The sequence below is a fragment of the Vibrio sp. 10N.261.55.F4 genome, assembly GCF_041470465.1.
GTDB lineage: Bacteria > Pseudomonadota > Gammaproteobacteria > Enterobacterales > Vibrionaceae > Vibrio > Vibrio crassostreae_C.
Window position 1 is genome coordinate 69,261 of record NZ_JBFRMM010000014.1, and the last position, 25,794, is coordinate 95,054.

General features: G+C 41.7%; 29 protein-coding genes and 1 pseudogene. 10 read left to right on the plus strand and 20 right to left on the minus strand.

Annotated features, from left to right (window positions below):
- The first annotated feature begins 95 nt into the window (after positions 1 to 95).
- The 4 genes from AB4249_RS07990 (at position 96) to ttcA (ending at position 3,741) form a co-directional block, all read left to right on the plus strand.
- On the plus strand, positions 96 to 911 hold the full coding sequence (locus tag AB4249_RS07990; protein WP_371724613.1) for a hypothetical protein: 816 nt from the start codon (positions 96 to 98) through the stop codon (positions 909 to 911).
- Entirely contained in the window at positions 904 to 1,755 is an 852-nt protein-coding gene (locus AB4249_RS07995) for a glucosaminidase domain-containing protein (protein ID WP_102393736.1), read from the plus strand. The genes AB4249_RS07990 and AB4249_RS07995 overlap by 8 nt, the downstream gene beginning before the upstream one ends.
- A gap of 122 nt (positions 1,756 to 1,877) precedes the next feature.
- On the plus strand, positions 1,878 to 2,528 hold the full coding sequence (locus AB4249_RS08000) for a DUF2987 domain-containing protein (protein ID WP_372102767.1): 651 nt from the start codon (positions 1,878 to 1,880) through the stop codon (positions 2,526 to 2,528).
- Positions 2,529 to 2,847: 319 nt separating this feature from the next.
- Positions 2,848 to 3,741 (plus strand): tRNA 2-thiocytidine(32) synthetase TtcA, encoded by an 894-nt coding sequence (gene ttcA, locus AB4249_RS08005; RefSeq protein ID WP_017059635.1) that lies wholly within the window; start codon positions 2,848 to 2,850, stop codon positions 3,739 to 3,741.
- Between the two features lie 103 nt (positions 3,742 to 3,844).
- On the opposite strand, the gene uspE is transcribed toward ttcA, so the two are convergent.
- The 10 genes from uspE to ccoN form a co-directional block, all read right to left on the minus strand.
- Complete coding sequence (gene uspE, locus AB4249_RS08010) at positions 3,845 to 4,795, minus strand: universal stress protein UspE (protein WP_017070547.1); 951 nt, start codon at positions 4,793 to 4,795, stop codon at positions 3,845 to 3,847.
- Between the two features lie 132 nt (positions 4,796 to 4,927).
- On the minus strand, positions 4,928 to 5,674 hold the full coding sequence (locus AB4249_RS08015) for an FNR family transcription factor (RefSeq protein WP_017059637.1): 747 nt from the start codon (positions 5,672 to 5,674) through the stop codon (positions 4,928 to 4,930).
- A gap of 86 nt (positions 5,675 to 5,760) precedes the next feature.
- A complete protein-coding gene (locus AB4249_RS08020; RefSeq protein ID WP_017059638.1) occupies positions 5,761 to 6,435 on the minus strand; it encodes a sulfite exporter TauE/SafE family protein in 675 nt (224 codons plus the stop codon).
- Positions 6,425 to 6,661, minus strand: a complete 237-nt coding sequence (ccoS, locus tag AB4249_RS08025; protein WP_050649075.1) for a cbb3-type cytochrome oxidase assembly protein CcoS — start codon at positions 6,659 to 6,661, stop codon at positions 6,425 to 6,427. Before ccoS ends, AB4249_RS08020 begins: the two co-directional genes overlap by 11 nt.
- On the minus strand, positions 6,661 to 9,033 hold the full coding sequence (locus tag AB4249_RS08030) for a heavy metal translocating P-type ATPase metal-binding domain-containing protein (RefSeq protein WP_136974290.1): 2,373 nt from the start codon (positions 9,031 to 9,033) through the stop codon (positions 6,661 to 6,663). Before AB4249_RS08030 ends, ccoS begins: the two co-directional genes overlap by 1 nt.
- A 5-nt stretch (positions 9,034 to 9,038) precedes the next feature.
- Positions 9,039 to 9,518, minus strand: a complete 480-nt coding sequence (locus AB4249_RS08035; RefSeq protein ID WP_017059641.1) for a FixH family protein — start codon at positions 9,516 to 9,518, stop codon at positions 9,039 to 9,041.
- A 108-nt stretch (positions 9,519 to 9,626) separates the two neighbouring features.
- Positions 9,627 to 10,601, minus strand: coding sequence for a cytochrome-c oxidase, cbb3-type subunit III (ccoP, locus tag AB4249_RS08040; protein ID WP_017063857.1), 975 nt, complete (start codon positions 10,599 to 10,601; stop codon positions 9,627 to 9,629).
- Entirely contained in the window at positions 10,601 to 10,774 is a 174-nt protein-coding gene (locus tag AB4249_RS08045; protein WP_372102770.1) for a cbb3-type cytochrome oxidase subunit 3, read from the minus strand. Before AB4249_RS08045 ends, ccoP begins: the two co-directional genes overlap by 1 nt.
- Before the next feature lie 9 nt (positions 10,775 to 10,783).
- Entirely contained in the window at positions 10,784 to 11,404 is a 621-nt protein-coding gene (ccoO, locus tag AB4249_RS08050; protein WP_017059643.1) for a cytochrome-c oxidase, cbb3-type subunit II, read from the minus strand.
- A gap of 11 nt (positions 11,405 to 11,415) precedes the next feature.
- Positions 11,416 to 12,849, minus strand: coding sequence for a cytochrome-c oxidase, cbb3-type subunit I (gene ccoN, locus AB4249_RS08055; RefSeq protein WP_009846707.1), 1,434 nt, complete (start codon positions 12,847 to 12,849; stop codon positions 11,416 to 11,418).
- Positions 12,850 to 13,101: 252 nt separating this feature from the next.
- On the opposite strand from ccoN, the gene AB4249_RS08060 reads away from it, so the two are divergent.
- From AB4249_RS08060 to AB4249_RS08075, 4 genes are all read left to right on the plus strand, one after another.
- Positions 13,102 to 13,467 (plus strand): hypothetical protein, encoded by a 366-nt coding sequence (locus AB4249_RS08060; protein WP_102321161.1) that lies wholly within the window; start codon positions 13,102 to 13,104, stop codon positions 13,465 to 13,467.
- Positions 13,468 to 13,582: 115 nt separating this feature from the next.
- Complete coding sequence (locus tag AB4249_RS08065; protein WP_372102772.1) at positions 13,583 to 14,767, plus strand: FIST signal transduction protein; 1,185 nt, start codon at positions 13,583 to 13,585, stop codon at positions 14,765 to 14,767.
- Positions 14,767 to 16,488: an ATP-binding protein gene (locus tag AB4249_RS08070; RefSeq protein ID WP_372102774.1), complete on the plus strand. Its 1,722-nt coding sequence runs from the start codon at positions 14,767 to 14,769 to the stop codon at positions 16,486 to 16,488. Before AB4249_RS08065 ends, AB4249_RS08070 begins: the two co-directional genes overlap by 1 nt.
- Positions 16,489 to 16,933: 445 nt before the next feature.
- Entirely contained in the window at positions 16,934 to 17,356 is a 423-nt protein-coding gene (locus AB4249_RS08075; RefSeq protein WP_372102776.1) for a phage protein, read from the plus strand.
- An 80-nt stretch (positions 17,357 to 17,436) separates the two neighbouring features.
- On the opposite strand, the gene AB4249_RS08080 is transcribed toward AB4249_RS08075, so the two are convergent.
- From AB4249_RS08080 to AB4249_RS08125, 10 genes and pseudogenes are all read right to left on the minus strand, one after another.
- On the minus strand, positions 17,437 to 17,736 hold the full coding sequence (locus AB4249_RS08080) for a hypothetical protein (protein WP_229647984.1): 300 nt from the start codon (positions 17,734 to 17,736) through the stop codon (positions 17,437 to 17,439).
- Positions 17,737 to 17,738: 2 nt separating this feature from the next.
- Entirely contained in the window at positions 17,739 to 18,359 is a 621-nt protein-coding gene (locus AB4249_RS08085) for a nucleotidyltransferase domain-containing protein (RefSeq protein WP_102333409.1), read from the minus strand.
- Between the two features lie 6 nt (positions 18,360 to 18,365).
- The gene (locus tag AB4249_RS08090) at positions 18,366 to 19,175 is read right to left on the minus strand and encodes a pentapeptide repeat-containing protein (RefSeq protein WP_372102779.1); all 810 of its coding nucleotides are present in this window, start codon (positions 19,173 to 19,175) and stop codon (positions 18,366 to 18,368) included.
- Positions 19,176 to 19,262: 87 nt separating this feature from the next.
- Positions 19,263 to 20,000, minus strand: a complete 738-nt coding sequence (locus AB4249_RS08095) for an HNH endonuclease signature motif containing protein (RefSeq protein ID WP_372102780.1) — start codon at positions 19,998 to 20,000, stop codon at positions 19,263 to 19,265.
- A 132-nt stretch (positions 20,001 to 20,132) separates the two neighbouring features.
- On the minus strand, positions 20,133 to 20,726 hold the full coding sequence (locus AB4249_RS08100) for a hypothetical protein (RefSeq protein WP_372102782.1): 594 nt from the start codon (positions 20,724 to 20,726) through the stop codon (positions 20,133 to 20,135).
- Positions 20,727 to 20,813: 87 nt separating this feature from the next.
- Positions 20,814 to 21,767 carry an abortive infection family protein gene (locus AB4249_RS08105; RefSeq protein ID WP_372102784.1) on the minus strand — a complete coding sequence of 318 codons (954 nt, stop codon included), beginning with the start codon at positions 21,765 to 21,767 and terminating at the stop codon, positions 20,814 to 20,816.
- A 172-nt stretch (positions 21,768 to 21,939) separates the two neighbouring features.
- The gene (locus AB4249_RS08110) at positions 21,940 to 22,746 is read right to left on the minus strand and encodes a hypothetical protein (RefSeq protein WP_372102786.1); all 807 of its coding nucleotides are present in this window, start codon (positions 22,744 to 22,746) and stop codon (positions 21,940 to 21,942) included.
- A gap of 257 nt (positions 22,747 to 23,003) precedes the next feature.
- Positions 23,004 to 23,174, minus strand: coding sequence for a hypothetical protein (locus tag AB4249_RS08115; protein ID WP_372102820.1), 171 nt, complete (start codon positions 23,172 to 23,174; stop codon positions 23,004 to 23,006).
- Entirely contained in the window at positions 23,159 to 23,569 is a 411-nt protein-coding gene (locus AB4249_RS08120) for a hypothetical protein (protein WP_229647985.1), read from the minus strand. Before AB4249_RS08120 ends, AB4249_RS08115 begins: the two co-directional genes overlap by 16 nt.
- Positions 23,566 to 23,814 (minus strand): annotated as a pseudogene (locus AB4249_RS08125) (M15 family metallopeptidase); the annotation flags it as partial. The pseudogene AB4249_RS08125 and the gene AB4249_RS08120, both read right to left, overlap by 4 nt.
- A gap of 244 nt (positions 23,815 to 24,058) precedes the next feature.
- On the opposite strand from AB4249_RS08125, the gene AB4249_RS08130 reads away from it, so the two are divergent.
- Together AB4249_RS08130 and AB4249_RS08135 are read left to right on the plus strand one after the other, a co-directional pair.
- On the plus strand, positions 24,059 to 24,733 hold the full coding sequence (locus tag AB4249_RS08130) for a hypothetical protein (RefSeq protein ID WP_102333349.1): 675 nt from the start codon (positions 24,059 to 24,061) through the stop codon (positions 24,731 to 24,733).
- A 449-nt stretch (positions 24,734 to 25,182) separates the two neighbouring features.
- Entirely contained in the window at positions 25,183 to 25,785 is a 603-nt protein-coding gene (locus tag AB4249_RS08135) for a DUF2971 domain-containing protein (protein WP_017063853.1), read from the plus strand.
- Positions 25,786 to 25,794 lie beyond the last annotated feature (9 nt).

Here is a 25,794-nt window from a genome sequence, read left to right on the forward strand (position 1 = left end):
TATTTTAGTTTGTATCCGACATATGAGTATAATGAAGGTAATTTTTTATCAATAAGTTAGGTGGCTTCGCTTAATCGGCACACCTAGGTATCAATATGAACAACGACATCGAAAAAGATTTTAATTTGGGCGGTAGTATCAACCGTGCACTTTCTGGCGATTATGAGCTCAAAGCAACGGCTGTATTCCAAGAAGCTTGGAAACATACGATAAGTCACTTTCTTTCGTTTTCCCCAGCGATTATTGCTTTGATGTTTGTGCAGCTCGCTATCTTTTATATCGCACTAAAACTACAGCTTGGTGATCCTGCGGTTATCTTGGATGCGGTTATCGACCCAGAGTCGTTCACGCCACAAATCGTTGAATCGATTTTTATTGCGAACTTTAGCTATGAAGTGATCAGCGCGCCTATCTATGCCGGTATCTGTTTAATGGCAATGAGCCACGCCGCTGGCCTACAGACCAAAGTACGCCACATTGGTAAAGGCTTACAGTTTACGATTCCAGTAATTCTTGTGACTCTGTTCAGCCTGATGCTTCAAGGTATTGCAGGTATGATTCTGCCGTTTCTGTCGATTTACTTCTCACTTGCATTCAGCCACTCAATCCTGTTGATTTGCGATAAGAAAGTACCACCAATGCAATCGCTTCTGCTTTCTCTGCGTGCTGTCAACAAAAAAATCTTCACCGTTGCTTCTATCTACCTATTAGTAATGCTGATGTTCATCGTCGCGGCAATGATGTACGGCATTGGCTTAATCTTCGTTCTTCCGTTCTTCTTCCACGTGAAAGGAATCCTTTACCGTGAAATGTTTGGCATCAAGTTGAAACTGATTGCTTCAGATCGTCCAAAGAGCGATGACGACCACAACGGTAGCAACAATAAAGACCCACAGGTATTCGATGCATAACAACTCTAAATTAAGCGCAAGTAAATCACTTGCGCTAAAAGTGACAGCATTAGCCTTAGTTGGCTCGATCTCGTTAGTTGGCCCAATGCTTTACCAACAAGAAGAAGAGCGCAGGCGAGCGGGGCAAAAGGCTTCAGACTCAGAGCAAAACTTTGGTGACTTGACCGTCTCTTCTGATAAGCCAGATTTCGCAGCGATTGAAGATGTAAATAAAAAGAAAGACACCTTCTTTTCTTATCTTCGCCCAAGTATCAACATCGAAAACAAGCGAATCACCAAAGAACGTGCGTTTCTAACCAAGCTTTCAGAGACGGGGTTGAACAATGTTGACTCTGAAGACGCGTCATACGCAAAGAGACTAGGGAAGCTGTATAGCCTGCCTGTACCTTCATCGGGCTTAGATGACGCTTGGCTGAAAGAAATGTTGAATCGTGTAAACGTGCTACCTGAAGCGCTTGTGTTAACTCAGGCGGCCAATGAATCAGCTTGGGGTACATCTCGTTTCGCCACTAAAGCAAATAACTATTTTGGACACTGGTGTTACACCAAAGGTTGTGGCCTTGTTCCGCTACAACGTAACGAAGGTAGCTCGCATGAAGTCGCAACATTCTCTTCAAGCCAAGAATCCGTACATCGTTACTTCATGAACCTTAATCGTAATCGTGCTTACGCCGATCTAAGAGTGATTCGTGCAAAACTTGATGCGCAAGGTGATGATCTTTTAACAACCGCAACGGCGACAGAGCTAACCAATGGCTTGTTAAAATATTCTGAGCGAGGTTCCGACTATGTGACTGATTTACAAGCTATGATCCGTCACAACGAGGTATACTGGAAAAAGTAACTCATTTTGATACCAACTTGGTTGCCTTCGATAGTCGGCTTATACCAGTAATATCACAAAAAGAGCAGCTCATTGGCTGCTCTTTCTATTTATAAACGCTCAACTTCGACAAGATTATAATAATGAAAAAGACAGCACTCGCTTTATTAGCCTCATTAAGCCTTGGGGTTTCTCTTCCTGCTTCAGCGCAAGAATACATGTTCACGTATTCTAAGCTTTATACTCAGCTGAAAAACAACACCAAAGAAGGGCATGATGATGTCAAAGTTGCGGTCTTCTTTGTTGATCAACAAGCTCAGCAAACCTGTCACATCAGCAAAGCTTGGATGGAAAAAGAAGAGCACTACGAAGAGCTAAAAGTCTCTCCGGCCAATGAACTGCTTCTACCGGTAGATCAAAACCTTCGTTCAGCAAACCCTCTTATCTTTGTACAAACTCAAGAACAAGAATGTGCGTATTCTTTGGTCGTGATGACTCAAGAGCCTTTAGTTGGAACTGTTGAAGTTACACAGATAGAAAATCTATTGCCACAGATGCAGGCGATGCTTGAAGACGTCAGCGGTATTTTCTCTGGTTGGTTCACGCCAGATATCCAAGGGTTAACGCTAGAGTTCGCTAATAAGCTGGAAGGCAACATCGAGCTTTCAAATGGCAAGCAACTACCAATCAAAGAAGGACGTGCGAAATTCACCTTAGAAGAACTGAATGGAAGTGACAGCATCACGTTGCCAGAACCAACAGTTCGCGTATTGCCGTACATTCCCGCGCAATAATTTTTAACAGAATCATTGTTAGTGAAGTAAAAGCTTAGCGAAATCATCCCCCTAAGTTTTTGCGACATATCTTAAAGCAGCCTCATCGAATAAGATCAGGCTGCTTTTCTTTATCTATGATACCAACCGAGAGCTTGTGAAGCCGCGTTTCTCTGCCGTTTAGGCGCTTATCGAACAATAAAAGCAGAATCTTTCTATTACTCAGCTTGTTTATCCGGCCGTTACTATTTCAACATCAAATAAAAATCCGTATAATCCACGCCCTAAAACAGTCCCACTAGCAATCTACAGTCGGTAATACGACGGTGTGAGAGTCGCAATGAACCAAAACGATAATAGAAAAGAAACACTTGAATTCAACAAACTTCAGAAACGTCTGAGAAGAAATGTTGGAAATGCCATCATCGACTACAACATGATCGAAGAGAATGACGTAGTAATGGCATGTATTAGTGGCGGTAAAGATTCATTTGCGATGTTAGATATTTTGCTACGTTTACGTGAAGCAGCACCGATCAAATTTGATGTTGTGGCAGTAAACCTAGATCAAAAACAACCTGGGTTCCCTGAACACATTCTTCCTGAGTACTTTGAAACGCTGAACATTCCTTACTACATCGTAGATAAAGACACGTATTCAGTGGTTAAAGAGAAAGTGCCAGAAGGTAAAACAACGTGTGGCCTATGTTCTCGTCTTCGTCGTGGTACTTTGTACTCATTCGCAGAGAAGATTGGTGCAACTAAGATCGCTCTGGGTCACCACCTAGACGACATCGTTGAGACCATGTTCCTAAACATGTTCCACGGTGCGCGCTTAAAGGCTATGCCACCAAAGCTTCGTTCAGATGATGGTCGTAACGTTGTTATTCGTCCACTGACTTACTGTCGTGAAACGGACCTAATCAAATACGCAGAACATAAAGAGTTCCCAATCATTCCTTGTAACCTATGTGGCTCTCAAGAGAATCTACAGCGTCAGAACATTAAAGCGATGCTAATTGATTGGGATAAGAAAACGCCAGGTCGTGTTGAGAAGATCTTCAAGTCAATCCAGAACGTAAGTCCAAGCCAACTGGCTGACCGCGAGCTGTTTGACTTCGTGAACCTTCCACTAGACCGTAGTGAAGACCGCAAAGCGTACGAATTCGAAGAAGCTGAAATTTCATCTTCTAACATCGATGAGTCAATGTTCATCGACGTAACGAACGTATAATAAGAATAATCGTTGTAGAGCAATAGATGCGCCTACAACAGACAAACAAAAACGCCTCAAGCAATGCTTGAGGCGTTTTTTTATAAGTTAAACTATCCCTGACCTAACCTTTCGAAAGGTTAGGGTCTAGTGGGCTGACGTAACCAGACGGTTTAAGAGCCAACACATCACAGTTAATCTTATCGATAACATGTTCCGCGGTATTACCAATAAACACGGCAGACAAGCCAGTACGACCCGTTGTACCCAGAATCACCATCGCAGCGTTATTTTCAGAAGCGACGCGAGGAATAACATCTTCTGGCAAGCCTTGTTCAACCACAGTTTGTTCTTCACACATACCGTGCTTCTGGCGCAATGCTTTCATTGCCGTTAAGTGATGGCCACGAACCGCATCGGTATAAGACGTTGGATCAAACTCTGGCAGTTCAATGGTAATATTCGCAGGTGTCACAGGGTAGGCATTCACCAAGAACGGTTCCGCATCCAAACGACCGGTGATCTCTAGCAATCTGTCGACCATCGTATCGTTAAGCTCTAAATGAGCTTCTGTTTCAGAACCTACATGAACTGAAGCAAAAATCTTCGCGTGATCTGGCCAGAAATCGTTTTTAACCAATAGCACTGGGCTAGGGCACTTTCTCAATAAATGCCAATCGGTTGGAGTAAAGATGACAGATTCCAAGGTATCGTGCTTACGCGTGCCTTTGATTAAGATGTCGTGCTCACCACTGTAAACCTCGGCAATGATCGCTTCGTATGGGCGGTTGTGCCAAACCACTTGTACATTAAATTCAATAGAATCATCTAGGTAAGGTTCTGCGACTTTATTCATCCAAATTTCGCGTTGATGAATTACGCCTTTGCGCATTGCGTCTCTTTCATCGATAGAGAGCATAGATGTCATTTCATACGAGAAGTCGTATATCGACAAAAAGAAAGTGATGTGGCTTGTTGAGGTGCTTTTCTTAGCAAGTTGGATAGCACGAACTAGAGCAGGTTGCTCATCGTGATTAATGTCTGCGACAACTAAAATTTTGTTATAGATACTCATAACTAAGCCTACTTTTCAGACCGAACATATAAATAATGTAGCGTAGTTATGGAGAGATTAAGAGAAATATAAGAGGTTTTAAGAGAGAAACATGATGTAGCTCATTATTGAACTACATCATTGATATCTAGACTATTCTTTTGAAACGCCAGCAAGTTCCATCAACGCATCGTGATCTTCGATAGTGATATATTTGCCTTTAACGCTCAAGATGTCTGCTTTTTGGAAACGGCCTAGAAGACGGCTAATTGTTTCAACAGTCAAACCAAGGTAGTTACCAATATCACCACGAGTCATCGTTAGGCGGAACTCACGCGGGCTGAAGCCACGTTGAGAGAAGCGAGTAGAAAGGTTATAAAGGAATGCAGCAAGGCGCTCTTCCGCGTTCTTCTTAGAAAGAAGCAGAATCATTTCTTGGTCACCTTTAATCTCATTACTCATCAGGCGCATAATTTGCTGACGCAATTTAGGCATTTTTCCTGATAGGTCATCAAGAATCTCATATGGGATTTCACATACCATAGAAGTTTCTAGCGCTTGTGCGAAACTAGGGTGTTGGTCACCAGTAATCGCATCGAAGCCAACAAGATCGCCCGCTAGGTGGAACGCAGTAATCTGCTCATCACCTTGCTCAGTAATCGTGTAGCTCTTGATCGTTCCAGAGCGAATAGCATATAGAGATTTAAGCTCGTCACCGGCTTTAAATAACTCTTGGCCTTTTTGAATAGGCTTTTTTCTCTCAATGATCTGATCAAGTTGATCGAGTTCAGATTCATTCAAAGTAAACGGAATACAGAGCTGGCTAATACTACAATCCTGGCAATGGATCGCACAGCCACCAGACTGAACACGTTTCGTCACAGGCTTTTCAGAAATCATAACAATCTTTCACTATTTGATATACGTCAATATTTTAGCATTCCTTTATCCAGTTGGGTAGTAAAAAAACCGGATTTAAAGATTACCTATACGGTATAAATAATGAGCTGCAATGCCATATATCCGGTATAGAAACCGTAAAGGAGGATTAAAATTGCGCCTAATTGGCGAAATAAGTCAGCTTGTTGCAGTTTTTTGAGGAAATTAGCGCCCATGCCTACTGTGAGCATTGCTGGAAGCGTACCTAAACCGAAAGCAAGCATAATACCTGCACCGTTGTACCAACTTCCTGATACGGCCGCCCACGTAAGCATTGAGTAAACTAAGCCACATGGTAGCCAACCCCAAATAAAGCCAAACGGCAAAGCATGGCTAGGGTGCTTCAAGGGTAGAAATGATTTACCTAAAGGAGAGATATAGCGCCATAGTTTCTGCCCGACTTTTTCAAAGAACAACAAGCCGAACCACCATTTACCGATATACAAACCTAAGACGATCATAAAGCCAGCTGCAAATAATCGCAGCCAACCTAGCAGAGCGTTAAAATCGCTTAGCTGACCTATCGAAGAGATTGCACCGCCAATCACACCACCAATCACGGCATAACTTAGCAAGCGCCCTAGGTTATAAAGTAGGGGAATAACAGGGGAAGGTTTACTGTTGCCAATCGAAAGAAGCGACGCAATACCACCACACATTCCCATGCAGTGGCCTGCGCCGATCAATCCAACAACAAAGGCTCCGATCCAATCAGGCGTCATCGTTCTTTTTGTCTACGTTAGTTTGGCTTTCGCTGTTAGCTTTCTCATTCTTGGCAGGTTTACTATCAGAATGGTTGTGAGCCTTTTCGTCTTCATCAAACAGTATATTGTGACCTTGACGTTCTAGGTCTTCAAACTGTTCGCTCTTCACCGCCCATAGAAAAATACCAACAGCGATGCACACCAGTACAATCGCAATGGGGATCAGGATGTATAAACTTTCCATTATTTACCTTGCTCTTTTAAAAGCCTTAACGAGTTAGACACAACAATAATAGAGCTGGCAGACATGCCCACAACGGCAATGTATGGAGCAACCAAACCCGCGACAGCCAATGGAAGGATAAGTAAGTTATATCCTAATGACCAAGCTAGGTTTTCACGAATTATCTTACGTGTTTTTAACGCCAAAGTACGCGACTTAAGTAATCTATCGAGCTTATCACCCAGTAACACCATATCCGCAGAAGCTTTCGCCACGTCTGTACCGCCGCCCATAGCGACAGAAAGGTGGGCACCTGCAAGAATAGGGGCATCGTTAATGCCATCGCCAACCATCATGGTAATGTCACTTGCATCTCGAGAGTTCAGGTAAGCAAGTTTATCTTCAGGTTTCGCGTTAGCAACAATATCAGTAATACCAATCTCTTCAGCAACAGGCTTCGCGTTAATCAAAGAATCGCCAGTAAGCAGAGTTGTTTTGATGCCCGCTTCTTTAAATTGCTTAATAAACTCGATGCTTTCTTTACGGATTGGATCTTCATAAGTAAATGTAGCGATATGACGACCCGCCATCGACAAGTAAATGCCGTTGCTTTCCGATGGTTGAGCTTCACCTAGAATGAATTCACTACTACCAATCGCAACTTCTTGGCCATTCCACTCACCAGTGATACCTGAACCAATCACGTTATTAACTGACTCTACTTCGATCTCATCAGAAAGATGAGTCTTGAACGCTTTAGCGATAGGGTGGTTAGCGTGTTGTTCCAGGCTCGCCGCTACTTTGAGACAAGTGTCTTTATCAAGTTCAGCGAAGGTTTCAACTTGGCTGATACGAATATCACCCTCAGTCAATGTACCTGTTTTATCGATGATCAAGTGATTCACTTTGCACAAGGTTTCGAATACGTGGCCTTTGCGCAGCAAAATACCGAAGTTACCCATGCGAGAAGTGGAACAGGTAATCGCCGTCGGTGTTGCCAGTGACAGAGCACAAGGACACGTTGCGACCAATACCGAAAGCATGATCCAGAAAGCGTCTTCTGGTCGTGTTTGGTGCCAGTAAAACCAAGTGCCGAATGAGATGATTAAGATAACCGCAACAAAGTATCGAGCCACAACATCAGCAATTTCTGCAATGCGAGGTTTAGACAGTTGCGCTTCGTCTTGCAGGCGAACGATGTTGGAAATCACCGAATCCGCTTTTGATGTCATCACTTCCAATTCAAACGACTCATCACCATTCAATGTACCAGCGTAGACAGTATCGCCTTCGTTTTTGACCACATGGATAGATTCGCCAGTCAGCATCGATTCATCGATATGAACTCTGCCAGACAATACTTTGCCATCGGCAGGAATGTGCTCACCCGGTAGAACGCGAATTTGGTCGCCAACTTTTAAGGTTTTGACTGGAACTTGTTCGCCATCTAACGTTGTTGCCATAGCAGGAACGAGCTTAAGCAGGTTACCACTAGCAGCGGCGGCTTTACGACGAGCGCGCATTTCAAGGAAACGACCAAGCAGTAGGAAGAAGGTAAACATCGAGATAGATTCGAAGAATACTTCACCTTTCTCTGTCACCGTTGCGACCAAACTTGCAACGTAGGCAAACAAAAGAGCGATCGACACAGGTACATCCATACCCAATGTTCGACCTTTGAGGCTACGCCACGCGTTGATATAGAAAGGCAATGCAGAGTAGAGCAGAACCGGTGTTGCAAAGATTAAGCTCACCCAACGGAAGTAGCTTTTGAATTCGGGCTCAAGGTTACCAAAGACTTCAAGATAAAGCGCAACAGCCAGCATCATGACCTGCATGGTTGCTAAACCAGCAATGCCAAGACGATAGAGATAATTCTTCATCGATCGATGATAGGCGGCTTCTTGTTGATCAGCCTCAAAAGGTGCGGCTTTGTAGCCTAAGGTATGGATTGCAGACAACAGCTCGCTCAGTTTCGTCTGAGTGTTGTCCCAACTGAGCAGGGCGCGGTTAGTCGTGGTATTAACACGAATACTAACAACCCCTAACTTTGAAGAGACTTGCTTTTCAATAAGCCAAGCACAAGCAGCACAAGAGACACCTTCTAGTGACAATGTCACTTCAGAGGTGTTTTCAGAGTTACGGACGAACTCCAATTGAACATCTTCGTTGTCGTAATGACTGAGTGCCAGAAGTTGCTCTGGCACGAGATCCGCTTTTTCAGCTGGAGCGGTACGATATTGGTAGTAAGAGACCAGACCGCTATCAACGATTGTCTGGGCTACGGTTTCGCAACCCGGACAACACATAGGTCGCACCGATCCTAAGATTTCTACTTTAAAATCCGTTTCCGCTGGTACATCTTCACCGCAGTGATAACAGGATTCACACATAAGATTTAGTTCGTTAGTTGAGTAGGAGTATCAATAGGGAAGTTCATGCGACCTTGCACTAACCATTCAGAATCATGCGGAGAAAGCTCGATAAACCATGGACCTTGCATTTCATGATCCAGAGTCAACGTGTAGTTGCCTCTCGCATCAGCGGTCAGTAGCTGAGTAAAATCACGGTCAGGCAGCGTTCGGTGCACGAACATTGCGCTAATAGCAGGGAAGTGGTCTAGTTTGCCTTTGTCGAGAGTAATGATAACTGAGTTACCTTTCTCGCTAACTGAAGCTGATAAGCCAAGCTCTTTAGCAACATTTACTTTCGAAATGTCGACATTAATACCTTTACCTTTTTTATAGTAATCTTCAGTGACAACGTTAACTGAATGGTTGGTAAGTATCGCGACTCGAACCAATGTTAGCATAGAAACGCCAACGGTTAGGAAGATCAAAAACCACGGCCAAAACTGCTTATACCAAGGTTGTTCCATATTATTATTCTCAATATATACAATGAAATAAAACTAATTTTTACAAACACTTAAGGTTATAACTGTAAAAGAAAGACAGCCCCTTAAGAAGGGGCTGTTATTATTATGTTACTCTTTATCTGAGTTGCTGAGGCTCCAGACGTAGGCAGAGACGAGCTGAACCTTATCCTCACCGAGGATGTCCTTCCAAGCCGGCATTACACCAGAACGTCCGTACATGACTGTTTCCGTCACATCAGCGCGAGAATCGCCAAATAGCCAGTCGCGGTCAGTCAAGTCAGGTGCGCCAACAGCAGGGTTACCCTTACCATCAGTACCGTGACAGGCTGCACACACTACAAAGCGCGCTTTACCAGCCTCTGCTTCACGTGCGTTTACGCTACGACCAGAAAGGCTAAGCGTGTAGCTAACTACTTCTTTTACGCCTTCTTCGCCAAGAGCGTCTTTCCAACCTGGCATTTGACCGACACGACCATGCATGATGGTAGTAACGATAGCTTGTGGTTCACCACCATATAGCCATGCGTCATCAGTTAGGTTCGGGAAACCTTTCTGACCACGTGCATCAGAGCCGTGACACTGAGAACAGTTTTGTAGGAACAAACGTTGGCCCACTTTGATTGCATCAGCATCTGATGCAATGTCAGGGACGGAACGTAGACCATTTTCGTCGTGAGCTAGCTTTCTGAATGCTTCACCAAAGTAGGTGTCTGCATCATCAAGCTCTTTCGCGTATGCGTCTAACTGTTTATTTGCTTGCGCAGCAGCGATTGCAGAGCGAGACTCTTCTACGCTACGAACTGTTTGGTTTGAACTCGTCCAACCTAGTAGACCTTTAAAGTTGCCAAGGCCTGGGTATAGAGCTAGATAAACAGCTGCAAACACAATTGTGCTAACGAAAAGGTATGTCCACCATTTAGGTAGCGGGTTATTAAGCTCACGAATACCATCGTATTCATGGCCCATATCCTGACCTTCTTCTACACCTGTTTTATCGTTGGAACACCAACGAAGTAAGGCTGCACAGCCAATCAATGTACCGATTGTGATTACTGTTACCCAAATACTCCAGAATGTACTCATTACTTCGTCACTCCTTGATTTTTATCTTTCGCAGGTGCTTCATCAGCGAACACTAGGTTTGCATCTTCGTCGAAGCGCGACTTACGATTTTTACCGAAAGCCCACCAAACGATGCCGATGAAACAAGCAAAAACAATAACAGTCCAAACACTTTGAAATGTAATAATGTCCATAATTATTCCTTATTTCATTGCGTGGCCAAGCGATTGAAGGTAAGCGATGATTGCATCCATCTCTGTTTTTCCTTCAACATCTTGTTTAGCGTTAGCAATTTGTTCGTCTGTGTAAGGAACACCAAATTGATTACGGAAGATTTCAAGCTTCTGTTTAGTCAATTTGCCATCAAGTACATTCTCAGCAAGCCATGGGAAACCAGGCATGTTTGATTCAGGAACAAGTTCGCGAGGGTCGATAAGGTGAACGCGGTGCCACTCATCAGAGTAACGATCACCAACACGCGCTAAATCAGGACCAGTACGCTTAGAACCCCATAGGAATGGGTGTTCCCAAACGCTTTCGCCAGCTACAGAGTAGTGACCGTAACGTTCAGTTTCAGAGCGGAAAGGACGAATCATTTGGCTGTGACATACGTTACAACCTTCGCGAATGTAGATATCACGACCTTCCATTTCCAGAGCAGAGTAAACACGTAGATTTTCTACAGGTTCAGTAGTCTGCTTTTGGAAAATAAGTGGGGTAATTTCTACTAAAGCACCAAAACTGATAGCAATAACGATAAGAATCGCTAGTAGGCCAACATTCTTCTCTACCAACTCATGGCGATTATTTGAATTTGAGCTCATTCTAAATCTCCTTAAGCCGGTTGAGGGATAGCTTTAAGGCTATCTTTAGGTGCAGAAACAGTTTTGTACGTGTTGTATGCCATTAAGAACATACCAGATAGGAAGATGAAACCACCTAAGAAACGTACAAAGTAGAATGGGTAAGACGCTTCTACAGATTCAACGAAGCTGTAAGTTAATGTACCGTCAGAGTTAACTGCACGCCACATCAGACCTTGCATCACGCCAGAGATCCACATTGCTACAATGTAGAAAACCGTACCAATCGTTGCTAACCAGAAGTGAACATTGATTAGGGATACAGAGTACATACGCTCTTGACCAAATAGTTTAGGAACTAAGTGGTAAACCGAACCGATAGAAACCATTGCAACCCAACCTAACGCACCAGAGTGAACGTGACCGATAGTCCAGTCCGTGTAGTGAGATAGTGCGTTAACCGTTTTGATTGCCATCATTGGGCCTTCGAAAGTCGACATGCCGTAGAATGATAGAGAAACGATTAGGAAACGTAGGATTGGGTCGTAGCGAAGCTTATGCCACGCACCAGATAGAGTCATAATACCGTTGATCATGCCACCCCAAGATGGAGCAAACAGAACCAAAGACATAACCATACCTAGAGATTGAGTCCAGTCAGGAAGTGCAGTGTAGTGTAGGTGGTGAGGACCAGCCCAGATATACAGAGACACGAGAGCCCAGAAGTGAACAATCGACAAACGGTAAGAGTAAACAGGGCGACCAGCTTGTTTAGGAACGAAGTAGTACATCATGCCTAGGAAACCAGCTGTCAATAGGAAGCCTACCGCATTGTGTCCGTACCACCATTGCACCATTGCATCGATCGCTCCGGAATAAATCGAGTACGATTTAAACGCAGAGACAGGAACAGCTAGGCTGTTAACGATGTGCAACACGGCAACCGTGATAATGAAGGCTCCGAAGAACCAGTTTGCTACGTAAATGTGCGATGTCTTACGTTTAATCATGGTTCCGAAGAACACGACCGCATAAGCTACCCACACAAGAGTAATAGCAATATCGATTGGCCATTCAAGTTCTGCGTATTCTTTACCAGAGGTTAAACCTAACGGTAAAGTAATTGCAGCGGACAGGATAATCGCTTGCCAACCCCAAAAGGTAAAGGCTACGAGAGGGCCACCAAAGAGACGCGTCTGACAGGTACGTTGTACAACATAATATGATGTTGCAAACAGCGCACTTGTACCGAACGCAAAAATAACCGCATTAGTATGCAGGGGACGTAAACGACTGTACGTCAACCACGGCGTATCAAAGTTTAGCTGTGGCCAAACTAATTGAGCGGCAATCAAAACACCAACGCCCATACCGACAATACCCCACAAAATTGTAACTAGGGTAAATTGACGGACGACCGTATAGTTGTAGTTTTGTTCAAGCTGCTTTTCTTGGCTCATTTGCATGCTTCCAATTTCTTATTTACTACACTTTACTTCCAACACGACTCACGTCGTAATGCCACCCAAATTAGAAAAGGAAATTCAGCCTATTCAGGGCTTTATTTCCACTTGCTGATTTTAAAAAAAAGTGGCATTTTCAACGCGACACTATACTTGAATTAACAAATCAATGACAGAGTAGTAACCTTACGCTTGGTCTGGAATTGGATTTTTATTTAAAAACTTTGAACTTTGTAACAAGGAGTAAAGATTATAATGGCGGCACAAAAGCTAACAAAAGGCAGGCTTGTTCAAATTATCGTCATGTTGGTTATTTTAATAGCTGCATTTACTTGGAGAACAGTAACATACGATAATAACGAAACAGTAAACTGTATAGTTTCAAAACCTTGTAAATTTGGTATTGATAATCATAATGTTTCAGTTTCAAGCAATAACCTAGGGTATTCGATCGAAACATCTAAAACTGGCAAATTTATCATTAGCTATAATGAAAGCGGAATTCTAGAAGAAAAAGGGCCTTCGAATTGGCTGTTACAAACTAATGATAAGACCTCCTCAATAACAGTTACATTTCCACAACAGATAAGCACGTTTTCCGTAAACCTTTCTAAAGAGTAATAGAGGGAAAACTGAGTCACGCCTCGGTTCTTTTGATAGAAATATGTACCAAATCAGTGAAACACCATGCATTAAAGTGTTATAAAGAGGACATTAATAAAGTTTCCCGGAATCTATGAAATTTCTATCAAAAGTCTCTTATTCCCTAGACGATAAAATCGCAGTAGATGAGTTGCTCAATGGGGTAGAAAACCCTGACGATATTGCCTGTCTTATTTGCTACTGCACAGAAGAGTACTCAACACTCGCTGTGCAGAGATATTTCGTAGATGCTCTCCCTAACACCCCAATACATGGCTGCACCACTTGTCACGGCATTATGACCGAAACTGGGTTCCACTCCGGCCCAGTGATAGGCGTACTCATCATCTATGACTCGGGGATCAACGCCTATGGTACGGGAATCGAACATTTCAGCGACTCCATAGACCGCAGTACCTTCAGCGCGATAGACAAAGCACTCAAGAACGCCAACCGAGAAGGTGAAATTCCTGATCTTATCTTGCTGCATTCCACACCGGGTAACGAAGAAAAGGTGATGGCGGCTATCGATAAGAAATTTGGTACTGAAGTGCCAATTATTGGTGGCAGTGCTGCAGACAACCAGGTTTCCGGAAATTGGAGTATCTTCACCGAAGAGTCGCTGTCTATAAATGGTGTGTCTTTAACGGTAGTGTTTGCGTCTCAGTCCATCTATTCCTCTTTCAGCGCGGGTCATACGCCTACGCGGTATTCAGGCACCGTGACCAAAGTAAGAAACCGAATTTTGTTGGAGATAGACCACAGGCCAGCCGTCACCGTTTACAACGAATGGACTAATTTCCACTTAGATGGCAGTGATGATGGCTACATATTCGAAAAGTCGTCAGTCTACCCATTAGGCAGGAAAGTCGGCTCTTCTTACGATTACCCATATTTCAAATTGTCTCATTCGATCAGAGAGACGGAGTGTAATGGGATTGAGCTGTTCACAGACATCAGTGAAGGCGACACCATCTACCTGATGCAAGGGTCTAAGCAGCAGTTGATTAGCCGCGCCGCGAATATCATTCACTCCTCATACTACAACGACATGGATCTTGAAGAGAAACTAGGGGCGATCAATATCTTTTGTGCAGGCTCAATGTTGAACCTTAAACAAGATATGGATGAGGTTTGTGACCAAATAAATCAAGCACTTAATGGGCTCCCATACATATGTCCATTTACGTTTGGTGAACAAGGCAGGCTCTCTGGTGGCGAGAATGCACACGGGAATTTAATGGTATCGTCTGCAACGTTTTATAGGTTGAAAAAGTAATGGGTTCTGAAGGTCAAGAAGCGCTGCAAGAAGCACGTATTGAACTGCAAAAACTAAAAGCCCGTGAGCGAAAGCTGGCTGAAGAGAACAGGGTGATCTTATCAACCATCTCTGCGATCAGTAAGGCAAGTAACATATCTGAGATATTCTCCAGTCTCGAGTTCGTGCTCAAAAAATACATTAAGTTTGATGACTTTATCGTGGTATCAAGGGTAGGGAACGAAGGCAGTTTCAAAACCCTGCTAAGCAATAACAAAGTCTTCGAACAGATGAATTGGAGTGATTGTGGCAAGTTATCTCGAGTGATCAATGGAGAATGCGCCATCCTTTTTGAACCCAAGTCTCTGGGTGAATTCAATTCCTTACATCCCATTATCCTCGATCAAATCAACTCTGTTCTAATTACTGGTATCGATAGCGGACTAACACAATCCGTCATCATCTTTATCCACTCGAATACCAAGCACTTTAGTATTGAAACTAAGGCCACACTAAACCGTTTTCGACCGTTGATAGAGCGTGCTGTTTTCGATATTGAGAACAAAGAAAAGCTTGAAGCAACCGTTCGAGAACGTACCGCAGAGCTTGTCACAGCAAGAAAAGACGCAGAAAGAGCCAACAAGGCCAAGTCTGAATTCCTCGCGATGATGAGTCATGAATTAAGAACACCGCTAAATGCCATAATTGGCCTAATAGACGCCCTAAAATCCACATCATTGAACGAAGAACAACAGTCTATACTGCTTAATATGAGCACATCATCTGAGCTATTGCTGGCAATTATCAGTGACGTATTGGATTTTTCTAAGATTGAATCTGGGTGTTTCTCGTTGGCTCCTCGATGGAGCAACGTAAAAGACACTGTAACTTTTGTATTATCTGAACAAAAGAAGACAGCAGACGATAAAGGTTTGCCGCTAACAGTAACTAGCGATATCCCTGAAGGTGAACTTCATTACATCGACCCAAGTCGCTTGGCACAGATCCTATTTAATTTGATCGGTAACGCGATTAAGTTCACTGAGCGTGGGCATGTCCATGTTTCTATAAAGTACCAGCAGAGCTCTTTCTATATAACGGTGGAAGACACAGGGATTGGCATTAGCTCGCAACAACTTTCGTCGCTGTTCAGTCCATTTGTGCAAGCTGATAGCACAATCACACGTAGATTTGGTGGCACAGGTTTAGGCTTGGCCATCACTAAAAGACTGGTTGAACTGATGCGCGGGCGCATATCGGTAAAGAGTGAGCCTGGAAAAGGCTCCAAATTCGAAGTACAGTTGCCAGTGCTTACTAGAGTTACGAATAATCTGGCTAACAAAGAAGACGAATCTTCACGAGAGTTAAGAAGCCGTTATTCAGTGTTAGTTGTCGAAGACAATCCAACGAATCAAATGGTGATAAAGTTAATCCTTACAAGACAAGGCCACGAGGTTTTCATCGCAAGTAATGGTGAAGAAGCGATTGGCTTTATTGAAAGAGGCAACGAATCAATAGACATTATCTTAATGGATGTGTCGATGCCGGTCATGGATGGATTAACCACAACCAAATACATGAGAGACGCAAACATCAAAACACCAATCGTTGCGCTAACAGCACACACATCAGTAGAAGACAAATGTTCGTGCTTAGATGTCGGCATGAATGATTTCGTGACCAAGCCAGTAAGAACTAAAGAGATCACAGAAGCAATTGATCGATTAATGCTTGAAGTCTAATAAACGTATTCTTAATCGAAGATTAGGAAATATGTTTATTAGGTATTTTATGGTAAATAGCCTTACTGTTAAATAGAACATCGATTTGGTAGATAAACAAGAGGCAGGGCATCGCACAAAGATACCGGCCTTATAAACACCAAACACCATTTAACATAATATACATAATACGCAGTCACTGCATGTGAAATCTGAGGGGTTTCAATGCCTTAGTCCTTGCAGATTTTGCACACGGCGCCGGACTAAGTCCTTAATGTCGTTGGTTTTATGGATTTTATCTGCACGTTTATGCACGTTGAGTTCAATATTGTTGGCTATACTTTGTTTTCGTGTCTCTGATTTTTGCGCTCACGTGTTGCCGTTTCCAGAGACTTTCTACTACAAACACACTTTATAAGGAGAAAAAAAACTTTGCGCGCTTGTCTTAATTTTTGAAGGAGATCACATGCTCACGCCACACTTTGCGGATCTCGTGCACGATCACTTTGGTGATATCCACGACGCCGCGGCCTTTTTTCACGTTCAACCAATCACAGTCCAACGATGGCTCTCAGGTGAAGTCCCTGTGAACCCGATGGCCGAAAAATTGATGAACATCCACGCTCGCGATTACTTGCCGTTAGACTATCGTTGGAATGGATTTAAGGTGCACTTTGACCGTGCTACCTTGATCACGCCTGAACGACGCGAGTTTAATCCGAAAGAATTGCTCAGTTTTGCGTATTGGCGCGACGAACATCGTCAGCTCGTTGAACGCCACGGCCGAATTGATTCCCCAAAGTTTTACCCACCTAAAGAGCATCCTTTGCCATTTCGTGGCGGTCGTCGTATGCCAGCGAAGCCTTGGGTGCCTACCAAATTCAAATAACAACAACACCCACACGTGATAAATTTCTCGCTCTCCAAGGAGTAATTCTCGACATAATGTAAAGTTGTTGACTTGCCAGCCTATGCTAAGCGCTTCATTTCTTTATTTATTTCTGTAAAAATCAGTTCAACATCTTTCGAAAGTTTTTTGTAATCTTCAGTGATTTGTTCCTGACTTTTGTTAGCTAAAAAGAACAATTTCTTAGATGCTTGCATAATCAAATCCACATGTTTAGCTTTAGGGTCGATCAAATTAGCGGATGTCCATCTTATTATTGACTTTTCGGTAAGACTAAAAAGAGGCTCTTTATATAAATTAAAACTATTCACGATTTTTACAGCATCACGCTGAGATTCAATTCTATTTTTAAATTCACTCATGATCACTTGATTCTACTTATTAAGGACTTCATCCATGTTTCTATCTGTGGGATGACTTCAATTGCGATATCGATTTGAGATTGAGTAAGGTTTTCCCCTACTCCTCTGGTGCATAATATTCTAGCTGATTCCAATATACTAAAAGCTTCTTTGTCTATATCTAAACTTGACGCCCCTAGATTACTGCTAGAGCGCCTCGAAAAATCTGGCTGATCTGAATATCCAAGGGAATAACATGTAGCAAAATTTCTAATTGAAAGAAAAATTGTCGAAAGATCGAAGACTAAGGACATTGATGATTCACATATTGAATCACGAGCTGAGTTAAAAATGTCATAAAACTTAAGACAATCAGCCTTACCACTATCATATAGGTTAGGTTTACCTAGCTCATGAAGAAAATTGGAGCCATCTTGCGAAAATACTAACTTCGACTCCAAATGTAAGTGCCATGCAAAAGGGTTCCCTTGCTCCCACAGTTCTTGGATTCGTTCATATGAATAAATGGAATAGTCCGAAGGGTTAACATGTTCTAATTGACCTTTTGCAACCATTAACATGTCAACATCAGAACCTAAGTCAATATCTCCCCGACACACGGAACCAAAAGCATAAATGTGCACAGTTAGCTATCTCCTATTAAAACGCTTGATAATGATCGACATAAAGAAACCAAACATGATTAACCTTGTTGCAAAGACTATCGCTAGAAAAGATCCTGGATAGTAAGCAGAACCATTGACGCCAAACAGTATTTGAGGTGATTTTACAAGCGAAGCCCAATAGTCACTTACAAGGTTAGGATCACCAAAGTTAAATACATCGTACATTGTTATCATTAACAAAACTAAAAATACGGCTCTAAATAATTTGTATGCACTTTCACCATTCCCCCAAATGAAGTCTAACAATTTGAACTCTAGCCATTCAGTAAAAAGTGTTGCTCTAAGAATTCCTTTATATTTTTTCCTATAGTATGGTTCTTTTGAGCTCCATGCTTTGTACAGGTGATCGTCTGTTGCTTTTAATTCGATACTAATAGCTTTGTTTGCGGCCTTGGCGTCCCCAAGTTGTTGATAGTTTGTTCTTAATGAACGCGCGAACTTCAACTTTAAATTCTCTGAGCTTGGACACCCCGTATATAAAATGTCTGTATCGATCTGTGTCTTTTCAAACGTCGCATAATCGAACTTACAACCGTTGAATGCAGAACCAACAAGGTTACTGTTATTAAATTTGCATCCGGTAAAATCACATGACTCGAAAACACAGTTCCTTAGATACGCGGAATCAAATATGCAATATCTGAAATCTACATTTCTAAAGACGATTTTCTTAGCTACAACCCTAACAAACAAGCTGTTGATATAATTGCTATCTGTTTCTTCTCCGGTGAACATCTTATCCGTAAGAATTTTTCTTCGGCTATCATCTAACATGTAATGTCAACTCTCGATTTTTCTCATAAAATGGCGATAAAATTAAATTTATATACGCCATATTGGTGTTATGTATAGTTTCTAATGCTATTCCGAACATATGTTGGGGTCACTTGCCTTATTAATAGTCAAGTGAAGCACCGGGAATGGAGACTCTTCTTTAACTCCACCAACTAACTTTTGAATTTCAACGGCAGCAAATGCAAACAGACTTTTGTCACGAAGGGCTCCGAGTTCCATATCGATGTCACGGATAGCTCCTATTCTTTGTATAGGTTCTAGCTCCTGAGAGAACTCAGACCAATCCTTTATGTTTTGTAAGAAGTTAGCAACTAAATCTAACTCTTCATCAGTTAGGTTATCACTGTAATCCATGTAGGAAGCAACGCACCCTGACATGATTTCAAACATCTCTTTGCCTGTATGTACAATATTGAGCTTTTCTGGGATCTGGTTCTTATCTCGAACAATCCTAATTTTTGGAGTCTGAGGTATGTCTTTTAATTTTTCTTCAACCCATTTTTCATGATTGGATTTTATTGTTCTCAGTATTTCAGATGTAAATGTTTCCACCTGGTCGTCAATTTGCTTATGGTGAATTCTGCAAAGCAATATAAGGTTTGAAACGTCATCAACTTTTTCCCTTGGAAATTGAGGATCGCTTCTTGGACCATTTTTTGCCCCAGAGATTATATGACACTCTTCACCAACAATAGATTCGGAGTCTTGCTCTGTACCTTCAAAAACTAAGGTATGCTTACACATTGCACATTTATTTCCAGATTTCCCCCAAAGGATTTTTCTGTTCTTATCTGAAATTGACATTGTTTCCTCTTCTTATGCAAATTACGCAATAAGATATGACTATTGATTTTACTATCAAATGTGAAATAGGTGCGCCTACAGGGCTCCTGCCTTTTGCTAATCAAGTTTTTTGATATAGATTACATCTCTACATCAAATTCCATCTTTTACATGTTCTATAAGCTGTTCTTTCGTAACCAATCCATGCATTAGTCCAGTACTGTCCCCAAAAACATCAACAGAGTGATTGAGTAACGTAGTCGCACTTTCAAACAGCTCGTTTAATTTGTATACATCAACAGTATCTAACCACTGAAAGTTCTTGTTCAACTCACGGTCGTGTGAGTATCTAAAACTAATTGCGTAACTATCAAGTTCATCTAATTGCTTCACTAGATTGCTAAAGTAGCGAAGCATCTCACAATCCTCAACCGTAATATTGTAGCGATCTTTAGTTAGCTTCCAATGCTCTTTGAATGCATTACTTAATGAACTAAGTGAGTGAACTGACTTCCCAACCATATTCCTAGAACCTGAATACTCATGGAAGTAGTCGATATTAAATTTCAGCGCCAATTCAAGGTAATGCCTCATGATATAAAGCATAGGTAAAGCTATTGTATCTGCGGGAGCATTTGATTTATAAAGAACTTCATAGGCGTTTTGATACTGCCATGCATACGAAAGATTGCAATCAGATGACATACCGATGTGGCTAAATCTTCGTGCTTTTTCCCAATTACTCATTGAACCTCTATACTTTGGGCGTGACTTACTAAGCAAAAAATACAACGATACGAAGAATTACAAGTCGTTCGTAACGCTTAACAAATGTTATTTATCTCCGACCTGTTCAAAATAAGTTTCTAAAAAAAATGTTCCATATGTCACCATACTATTAACCAACATACGAACATGTCGAACGTTAAGCCGGTGTCGCTTTAACCCGTGGCCATGAGCCGAGCTATACCCAGTTCTCAGAGCTCCGATTCCAAGCATTACATTTTGGATACCACCTAGTACTCGCTTAACTTCACCATTGTCATGGTCACTTGGGCTTAGTTTGAGTAATTTAGAGGTATCACTGACCAATTGAGACATAGTTTGCTTCTTTGGCAGCTCACCCTCCTCAAGTTCAATGATACATTTGCAGATACTCTCGAGAGTTGAAGACGCACTTGCTATAGCAAGGTCAGGGTCCAATTCAATGTTAGAAACAGCGCGATTAAAATCAGCGGTGATTGACTTCAAATCTTTAGATTCAATCAAGTTCTTAATAGTAGATTCACCGAATACACCAGAATTGGGAACTCGAATATCGAGACTACTAGCAATTTCAAACACCTGCTCTGCAGAAGCTGTACTTAATAACTCTTGAACATAAACTCTTTTACTTTGAACAATACTTACTTTTTGAGTTCTAACACCAAAAGCGGACAAGTAATTATTGATATCTGTTGTCGTCATTGTGCTTTGCAACTGATATGCAATGTCATTAACTAATTGGAACTGCTCGTTTGGCTTTAGGGTGTTTTGGGGTGAGCTTGATTCAATATCTTTTGTAAAGTCGATTGTATAGTCAATTTGACCAGTAATCATTTCGATAGAACTTAGTGCCTTTTCAAGATCTGATATTGCGTGTACATCACCATTTTTCCGTAGTTTTCTTTTGATTTTTTCAACTATGGCACTGAACTGAGAGTCCATTAAGCGTGAATAATGGGAATCTTCAAAATACCAATTCAAATCGACTTCAAGACTCTCAAGCTCATTAACGATACTTTTCATAACCTTTTGAACCTACCCCTTAAGATTTCCACGTCGTGACCAATACATTGCTTTATAAATATTTTCACAGCTCATTTTAAATTATTCCGTTACAAAAAATATTAGGTTAAACACCCGCTATGTTTAAAAAAAATCGATTCGACACGCGCAGCGAATACAAGTTAACTGTTATCTATAACCCTGTTGAATCGAATTCTATTCTCAATGGAAGATCTGTCATTGCATAATGGATGAACTGTTGTCCCAAAGCTGTTAATTCATAACCTTCCACAGTATCAAAAGCAGATACAGGAGGCTTAGGTCCGCTGCCTTTTGGCCTGCGTTGTGGGGTCTTAGCTAGATAGTTTCCATGATAGTCAGTTTCCCTGTATTGTCGGATTACTCCTCCAGTGCTCAAGTCACGAATTAAAAGTTTGTACAGATCGGCATCAGCAGAATCTTCACGAACCGTGCATTTACCAATCTTGTGCCAAATCTCGCCTCTAGTTATCCCGTTGCTATTGTAAATAGCGGCTATGACTTGAAAATGCATCTCTGAGTATTGATCAATCCAATCGATAAACATACGAATTACATCATCACTTGAAACAGAACTACTCGCAGCATTACTTAGAATATTTCTAATATATTCCCGTTTCTCTTCGCTTTCGGCACAAGACCATTCTCTAAAGGTCTTCTTGACCAACGACTGATATGAACGACTATCAACTCGTTCTGAGATGGCTTGATTCTGTAAATCCAATCTCGCCATAATTTCAACAATAGTTTCTTCTTTTTCTTTTAATTCTTCTTCTAACATTTGAACCCAATGTTGGAAAAACTTGTTTACTTTTTCCTGCTCATTTTCGGACCAAGCACTAGCTATTGCAGAAAAAACGCCACCTACAAATGGGACAGCGCCCCCGGCTGCTTGAAGAGCACCTCTAACGACTTTGCTACTTTTTCCTGATTCAGGAATCTCGTTTTCAATCTCACTCATATGCATGTTCCCTCTGAACCCTAAAAGCTAGTAGACAAAACTCCATATCAAAATACAGAATCTTGCTATCTGATTTATAAGGAAGAATTATAAACATCAACCCTATGTATAACAGTGATTTAAATCATTAGATGTGAAACCAGGTGCTAAAACTACAAGCTCTTATAGAATGCTAATAAAAAGGGCCACTTTATGAAAAAGTAGCTCTTTTTATTAACCAACCGTTTTGTTTTAGGACTTTGCATATATAACCTTTCTTAGCCATTGGGATCCTCCAATTTTCGTATCCGTTGCTCTTGGTCTTGTTGCACTCGTTTTATCCAGTTGATGTCTGTTTTCAGGGCCGCAATTGTGCCAAGGCTTGAGACTCCACCTGTGATCAAAGCGATGATTAACGCATCGAGGTACTCCATCACTTCGTTTTCCATCGAGATGCGTAGTATTCAAGTAGGTATCGCAGCATGGCGCGCATGCCTAGCGTATCAACCACAACAGCACCGACTACAAACCAATAAGGGTTAGGGATGTTCTGCAGTGCATTGAAGCCTTGTTCGACGTATGGCGCGTAATTAGGAATGAAAGACAAGATGAGAGGCACGAAGACGACTAACAGGATAAATTCATCCTTAAATCCCCTATCTCGAATGCTGATGTCATCAAGGTTACTGGCCTGCTCTTCGCCATTTTGTAATCGACGTACCCTCGCCTGATGCTTCTCATTTTCGAGTTCATCTTTACGCTTTAACGCCTCAGCTTTGTTTTGATTGAGCTGCTTATACGTCGCTACGCCACCGGTCACAAGATTCAATAATGCGCCAATCATGGGTACACCAAACGATTCAATTCAACATGTGGACCATCTCTAAGGCTTTTCCAGTCACCGCCCCAAATGATAGAGACATCAAGCTCCCTAGCCGCTTGTTTAAAGGCTTTGCTGATGGCTTCATAATACTTAAAGTCCCATGTCACCTTGCTATTTTCATCGTAAGCCACGAAATCAATCGCATGCCCGGATTGATGGCGACTTGGACGTTTGTGGCCGTCTAATTGGCTCAAGCCTTCCTGATAGAACTAATGTTGGTTGGTGTAGAGAACCTAGGTCATAAAGAGACATTTTCAGAACACTATAAGAGCCGATTGACATAAGTCGCACAGAGCTTGACTGAGAAACACCAAATACACGGCTTTTTTGCTCATCAAGCTAATCAAAATAACTGATTGGATAGTTAAAATAACCATTTTAAATCAATGATATAAAATTATTTGCAAGTTTCATCTATACTCCGCGCCTTTATTAAACGGAGCCCTAACTTTGCAAACAAACAATTATCAAAAACAAGCGATGATCTTATTTGCACTATTAACAATTGGGTCGGCTTTCGTTAACGCTTACGGAATGAACGCGACCATAGGTGAACAGCTCATAGCCTTCATTTCGTCGCTTATCAGTTATATTGTTATTGTCTCTCTGTTCTTAAGGTTCGCTAACGTAGACGTTATTAATTCCAAATATCGAACCTTGATTGGTGCAAGTTTTGTTTGCATAACCATCTTAGAGAATGTTTATCCTATGGTAATATTCAGCAGCCATGCACTTACTAGAGAGTACTATGTCATTTTTTCCATTAAGCTAGTCGTCAATAGCTATGTAGCGAACGTGATAGTTAATGAAATCAATGTACTTGGCCAGTTTTTAAAGGCACCACTATTAGATTCCATACTAATAAAGATCAAAGCACGTTTAGACTCAAAAGCGGATGCTAGTCGAGTATATAAAAAGCTATACCCTGTATTAGAGGTGCTTCTTGAGCAAGGCTATAGTTTTGATTCACAAGAAGTGAGTAGGATTGTCAACGTGTTGGGAGAACTGCCGGCATCAGGAACAAAACGAAAGAACTTCGCCAATTTATACTTAAGAGATGAAATCACTTTGCGTAAGTTGCCTCGTGATCCTTCATACTTCGACGGCCAAGCCCTTTGGCATTAAACTTCTTAAAAAAACACGCTCGATGTTCATGTGGTGGTTGATTTATAACTCGTTGAATTTGAGGGATTGATGTTTCTGTTAATAGCTATCTAATGGCAAGGAAAGATCTGAGCTTCGCCTTTTTATACAAAACTAATCAACTTAAACCTTATTCATAACTCCGTGATGGACAACATTCACCTCACAACTTTCAAATGCTGAAACTCAAGCAGTTAAGCCAAACATAAAAGTTACGTTGTATCTTATTTTCAACAAGCGAATGTTAGATTACTGTCGCTCAGCTGCCAGATAAACCACTTTAACAGGCTACTATTTCGTGTTTAAATTTTGATCTATCAAACAGTTATACGAATAAATTTGGTGATTAAGCAATCAAATGCTATGCATTCAATCCTTAAAAATAAATTAAAGTGTTAACATCAGGCAATTTTGTAAACTAGGTGTTTGATATGTTGCCTAAACTTTATAAGTTCAGATCGCTCCACGACAGAAACATACAATCTATTTCCGAGTGTTCGTTGTGGTTTGATTACGCTAAAACTTTTAATAACCCTTTTGAATCTAACCACGCATTCAACAAAGAGCTTCAACAAAACTTTAAGATCATGTGTTTCTCTCAGTCGAACGACCACCCAATACTATGGTCGCAGTATGGTGACAACTTTAAAGGCATGTGTATCGAGTATGATCTCAACTGCTATAACGGCGAGGCCAATCTCAACTGTTTTGAAGTCCAGTATGAAGACGAACCGAATATGTTCCGCCCGACATCGCTAAGAGGTTTACAAACATCAAGACTGGGAGCTGAGATATTCAAAATTAAGCATTCTAATTGGCGTTATGAAAAGGAATACCGCTGGGTATTACCTGATGACGAGATGATCGGAAATAAACTCTACCTTAATAGAGAGTGCCTAAGCTCGGTGATTCTGTCAGAGCACGCTCCTGCCGACAGGAAATTGAAAGTTCTGATGACTTGCCAGCGCCTTGGTATCCCTGTTAAACACGCAATAGCAAAGCAAGAGTCGTTTACCTTCGAAGTGGTCAGTTAAGTAGAGTGT

Bases quoted from the DNA above. Each gene is read 5' to 3' on its own strand.
- AB4249_RS08110 (WP_372102786.1), bottom strand. From the start codon at position 22,746: ATGAGTGAGATTGAAAACGAGATTCCTGAATCAGGAAAAAGTAGCAAA.
- ttcA (WP_017059635.1), top strand. From the start codon at position 2,848: ATGAACCAAAACGATAATAGAAAAGAAACACTTGAATTCAACAAACTT.
- ccoO (WP_017059643.1), bottom strand. From the start codon at position 11,404: ATGAGCTCAAATTCAAATAATCGCCATGAGTTGGTAGAGAAGAATGTT.
- AB4249_RS08020 (WP_017059638.1), bottom strand. From the start codon at position 6,435: ATGACGCCTGATTGGATCGGAGCCTTTGTTGTTGGATTGATCGGCGCA.
- ccoP (WP_017063857.1), bottom strand. From the start codon at position 10,601: ATGAGTACATTCTGGAGTATTTGGGTAACAGTAATCACAATCGGTACA.
- AB4249_RS08090 (WP_372102779.1), bottom strand. From the start codon at position 19,175: ATGTTAGATGATAGCCGAAGAAAAATTCTTACGGATAAGATGTTCACC.
- AB4249_RS08100 (WP_372102782.1), bottom strand. From the start codon at position 20,726: ATGAGTAATTGGGAAAAAGCACGAAGATTTAGCCACATCGGTATGTCA.
- AB4249_RS08060 (WP_102321161.1), top strand. From the start codon at position 13,102: ATGGCGGCACAAAAGCTAACAAAAGGCAGGCTTGTTCAAATTATCGTC.
- AB4249_RS08080 (WP_229647984.1), bottom strand. From the start codon at position 17,736: ATGAGTGAATTTAAAAATAGAATTGAATCTCAGCGTGATGCTGTAAAA.
- AB4249_RS08105 (WP_372102784.1), bottom strand. From the start codon at position 21,767: ATGAAAAGTATCGTTAATGAGCTTGAGAGTCTTGAAGTCGATTTGAAT.
- uspE (WP_017070547.1), bottom strand. From the start codon at position 4,795: ATGAGTATCTATAACAAAATTTTAGTTGTCGCAGACATTAATCACGAT.
- AB4249_RS08000 (WP_372102767.1), top strand. From the start codon at position 1,878: ATGAAAAAGACAGCACTCGCTTTATTAGCCTCATTAAGCCTTGGGGTT.
- AB4249_RS07990 (WP_371724613.1), top strand. From the start codon at position 96: ATGAACAACGACATCGAAAAAGATTTTAATTTGGGCGGTAGTATCAAC.
- AB4249_RS08135 (WP_017063853.1), top strand. From the start codon at position 25,183: ATGTTGCCTAAACTTTATAAGTTCAGATCGCTCCACGACAGAAACATA.
- AB4249_RS08075 (WP_372102776.1), top strand. From the start codon at position 16,934: ATGCTCACGCCACACTTTGCGGATCTCGTGCACGATCACTTTGGTGAT.
- AB4249_RS08030 (WP_136974290.1), bottom strand. From the start codon at position 9,033: ATGTGTGAATCCTGTTATCACTGCGGTGAAGATGTACCAGCGGAAACG.
- AB4249_RS07995 (WP_102393736.1), top strand. From the start codon at position 904: ATGCATAACAACTCTAAATTAAGCGCAAGTAAATCACTTGCGCTAAAA.
- ccoN (WP_009846707.1), bottom strand. From the start codon at position 12,849: ATGCAAATGAGCCAAGAAAAGCAGCTTGAACAAAACTACAACTATACG.
- AB4249_RS08065 (WP_372102772.1), top strand. From the start codon at position 13,583: ATGAAATTTCTATCAAAAGTCTCTTATTCCCTAGACGATAAAATCGCA.
- AB4249_RS08070 (WP_372102774.1), top strand. From the start codon at position 14,767: ATGGGTTCTGAAGGTCAAGAAGCGCTGCAAGAAGCACGTATTGAACTG.
- AB4249_RS08120 (WP_229647985.1), bottom strand. From the start codon at position 23,569: ATGATTGGCGCATTATTGAATCTTGTGACCGGTGGCGTAGCGACGTAT.
- AB4249_RS08015 (WP_017059637.1), bottom strand. From the start codon at position 5,674: ATGATTTCTGAAAAGCCTGTGACGAAACGTGTTCAGTCTGGTGGCTGT.
- AB4249_RS08095 (WP_372102780.1), bottom strand. From the start codon at position 20,000: ATGTCAATTTCAGATAAGAACAGAAAAATCCTTTGGGGGAAATCTGGA.
- AB4249_RS08035 (WP_017059641.1), bottom strand. From the start codon at position 9,518: ATGGAACAACCTTGGTATAAGCAGTTTTGGCCGTGGTTTTTGATCTTC.
- AB4249_RS08115 (WP_372102820.1), bottom strand. From the start codon at position 23,174: ATGGAAAACGAAGTGATGGAGTACCTCGATGCGTTAATCATCGCTTTG.
- AB4249_RS08045 (WP_372102770.1), bottom strand. From the start codon at position 10,774: ATGGACATTATTACATTTCAAAGTGTTTGGACTGTTATTGTTTTTGCT.
- ccoS (WP_050649075.1), bottom strand. From the start codon at position 6,661: ATGGAAAGTTTATACATCCTGATCCCCATTGCGATTGTACTGGTGTGC.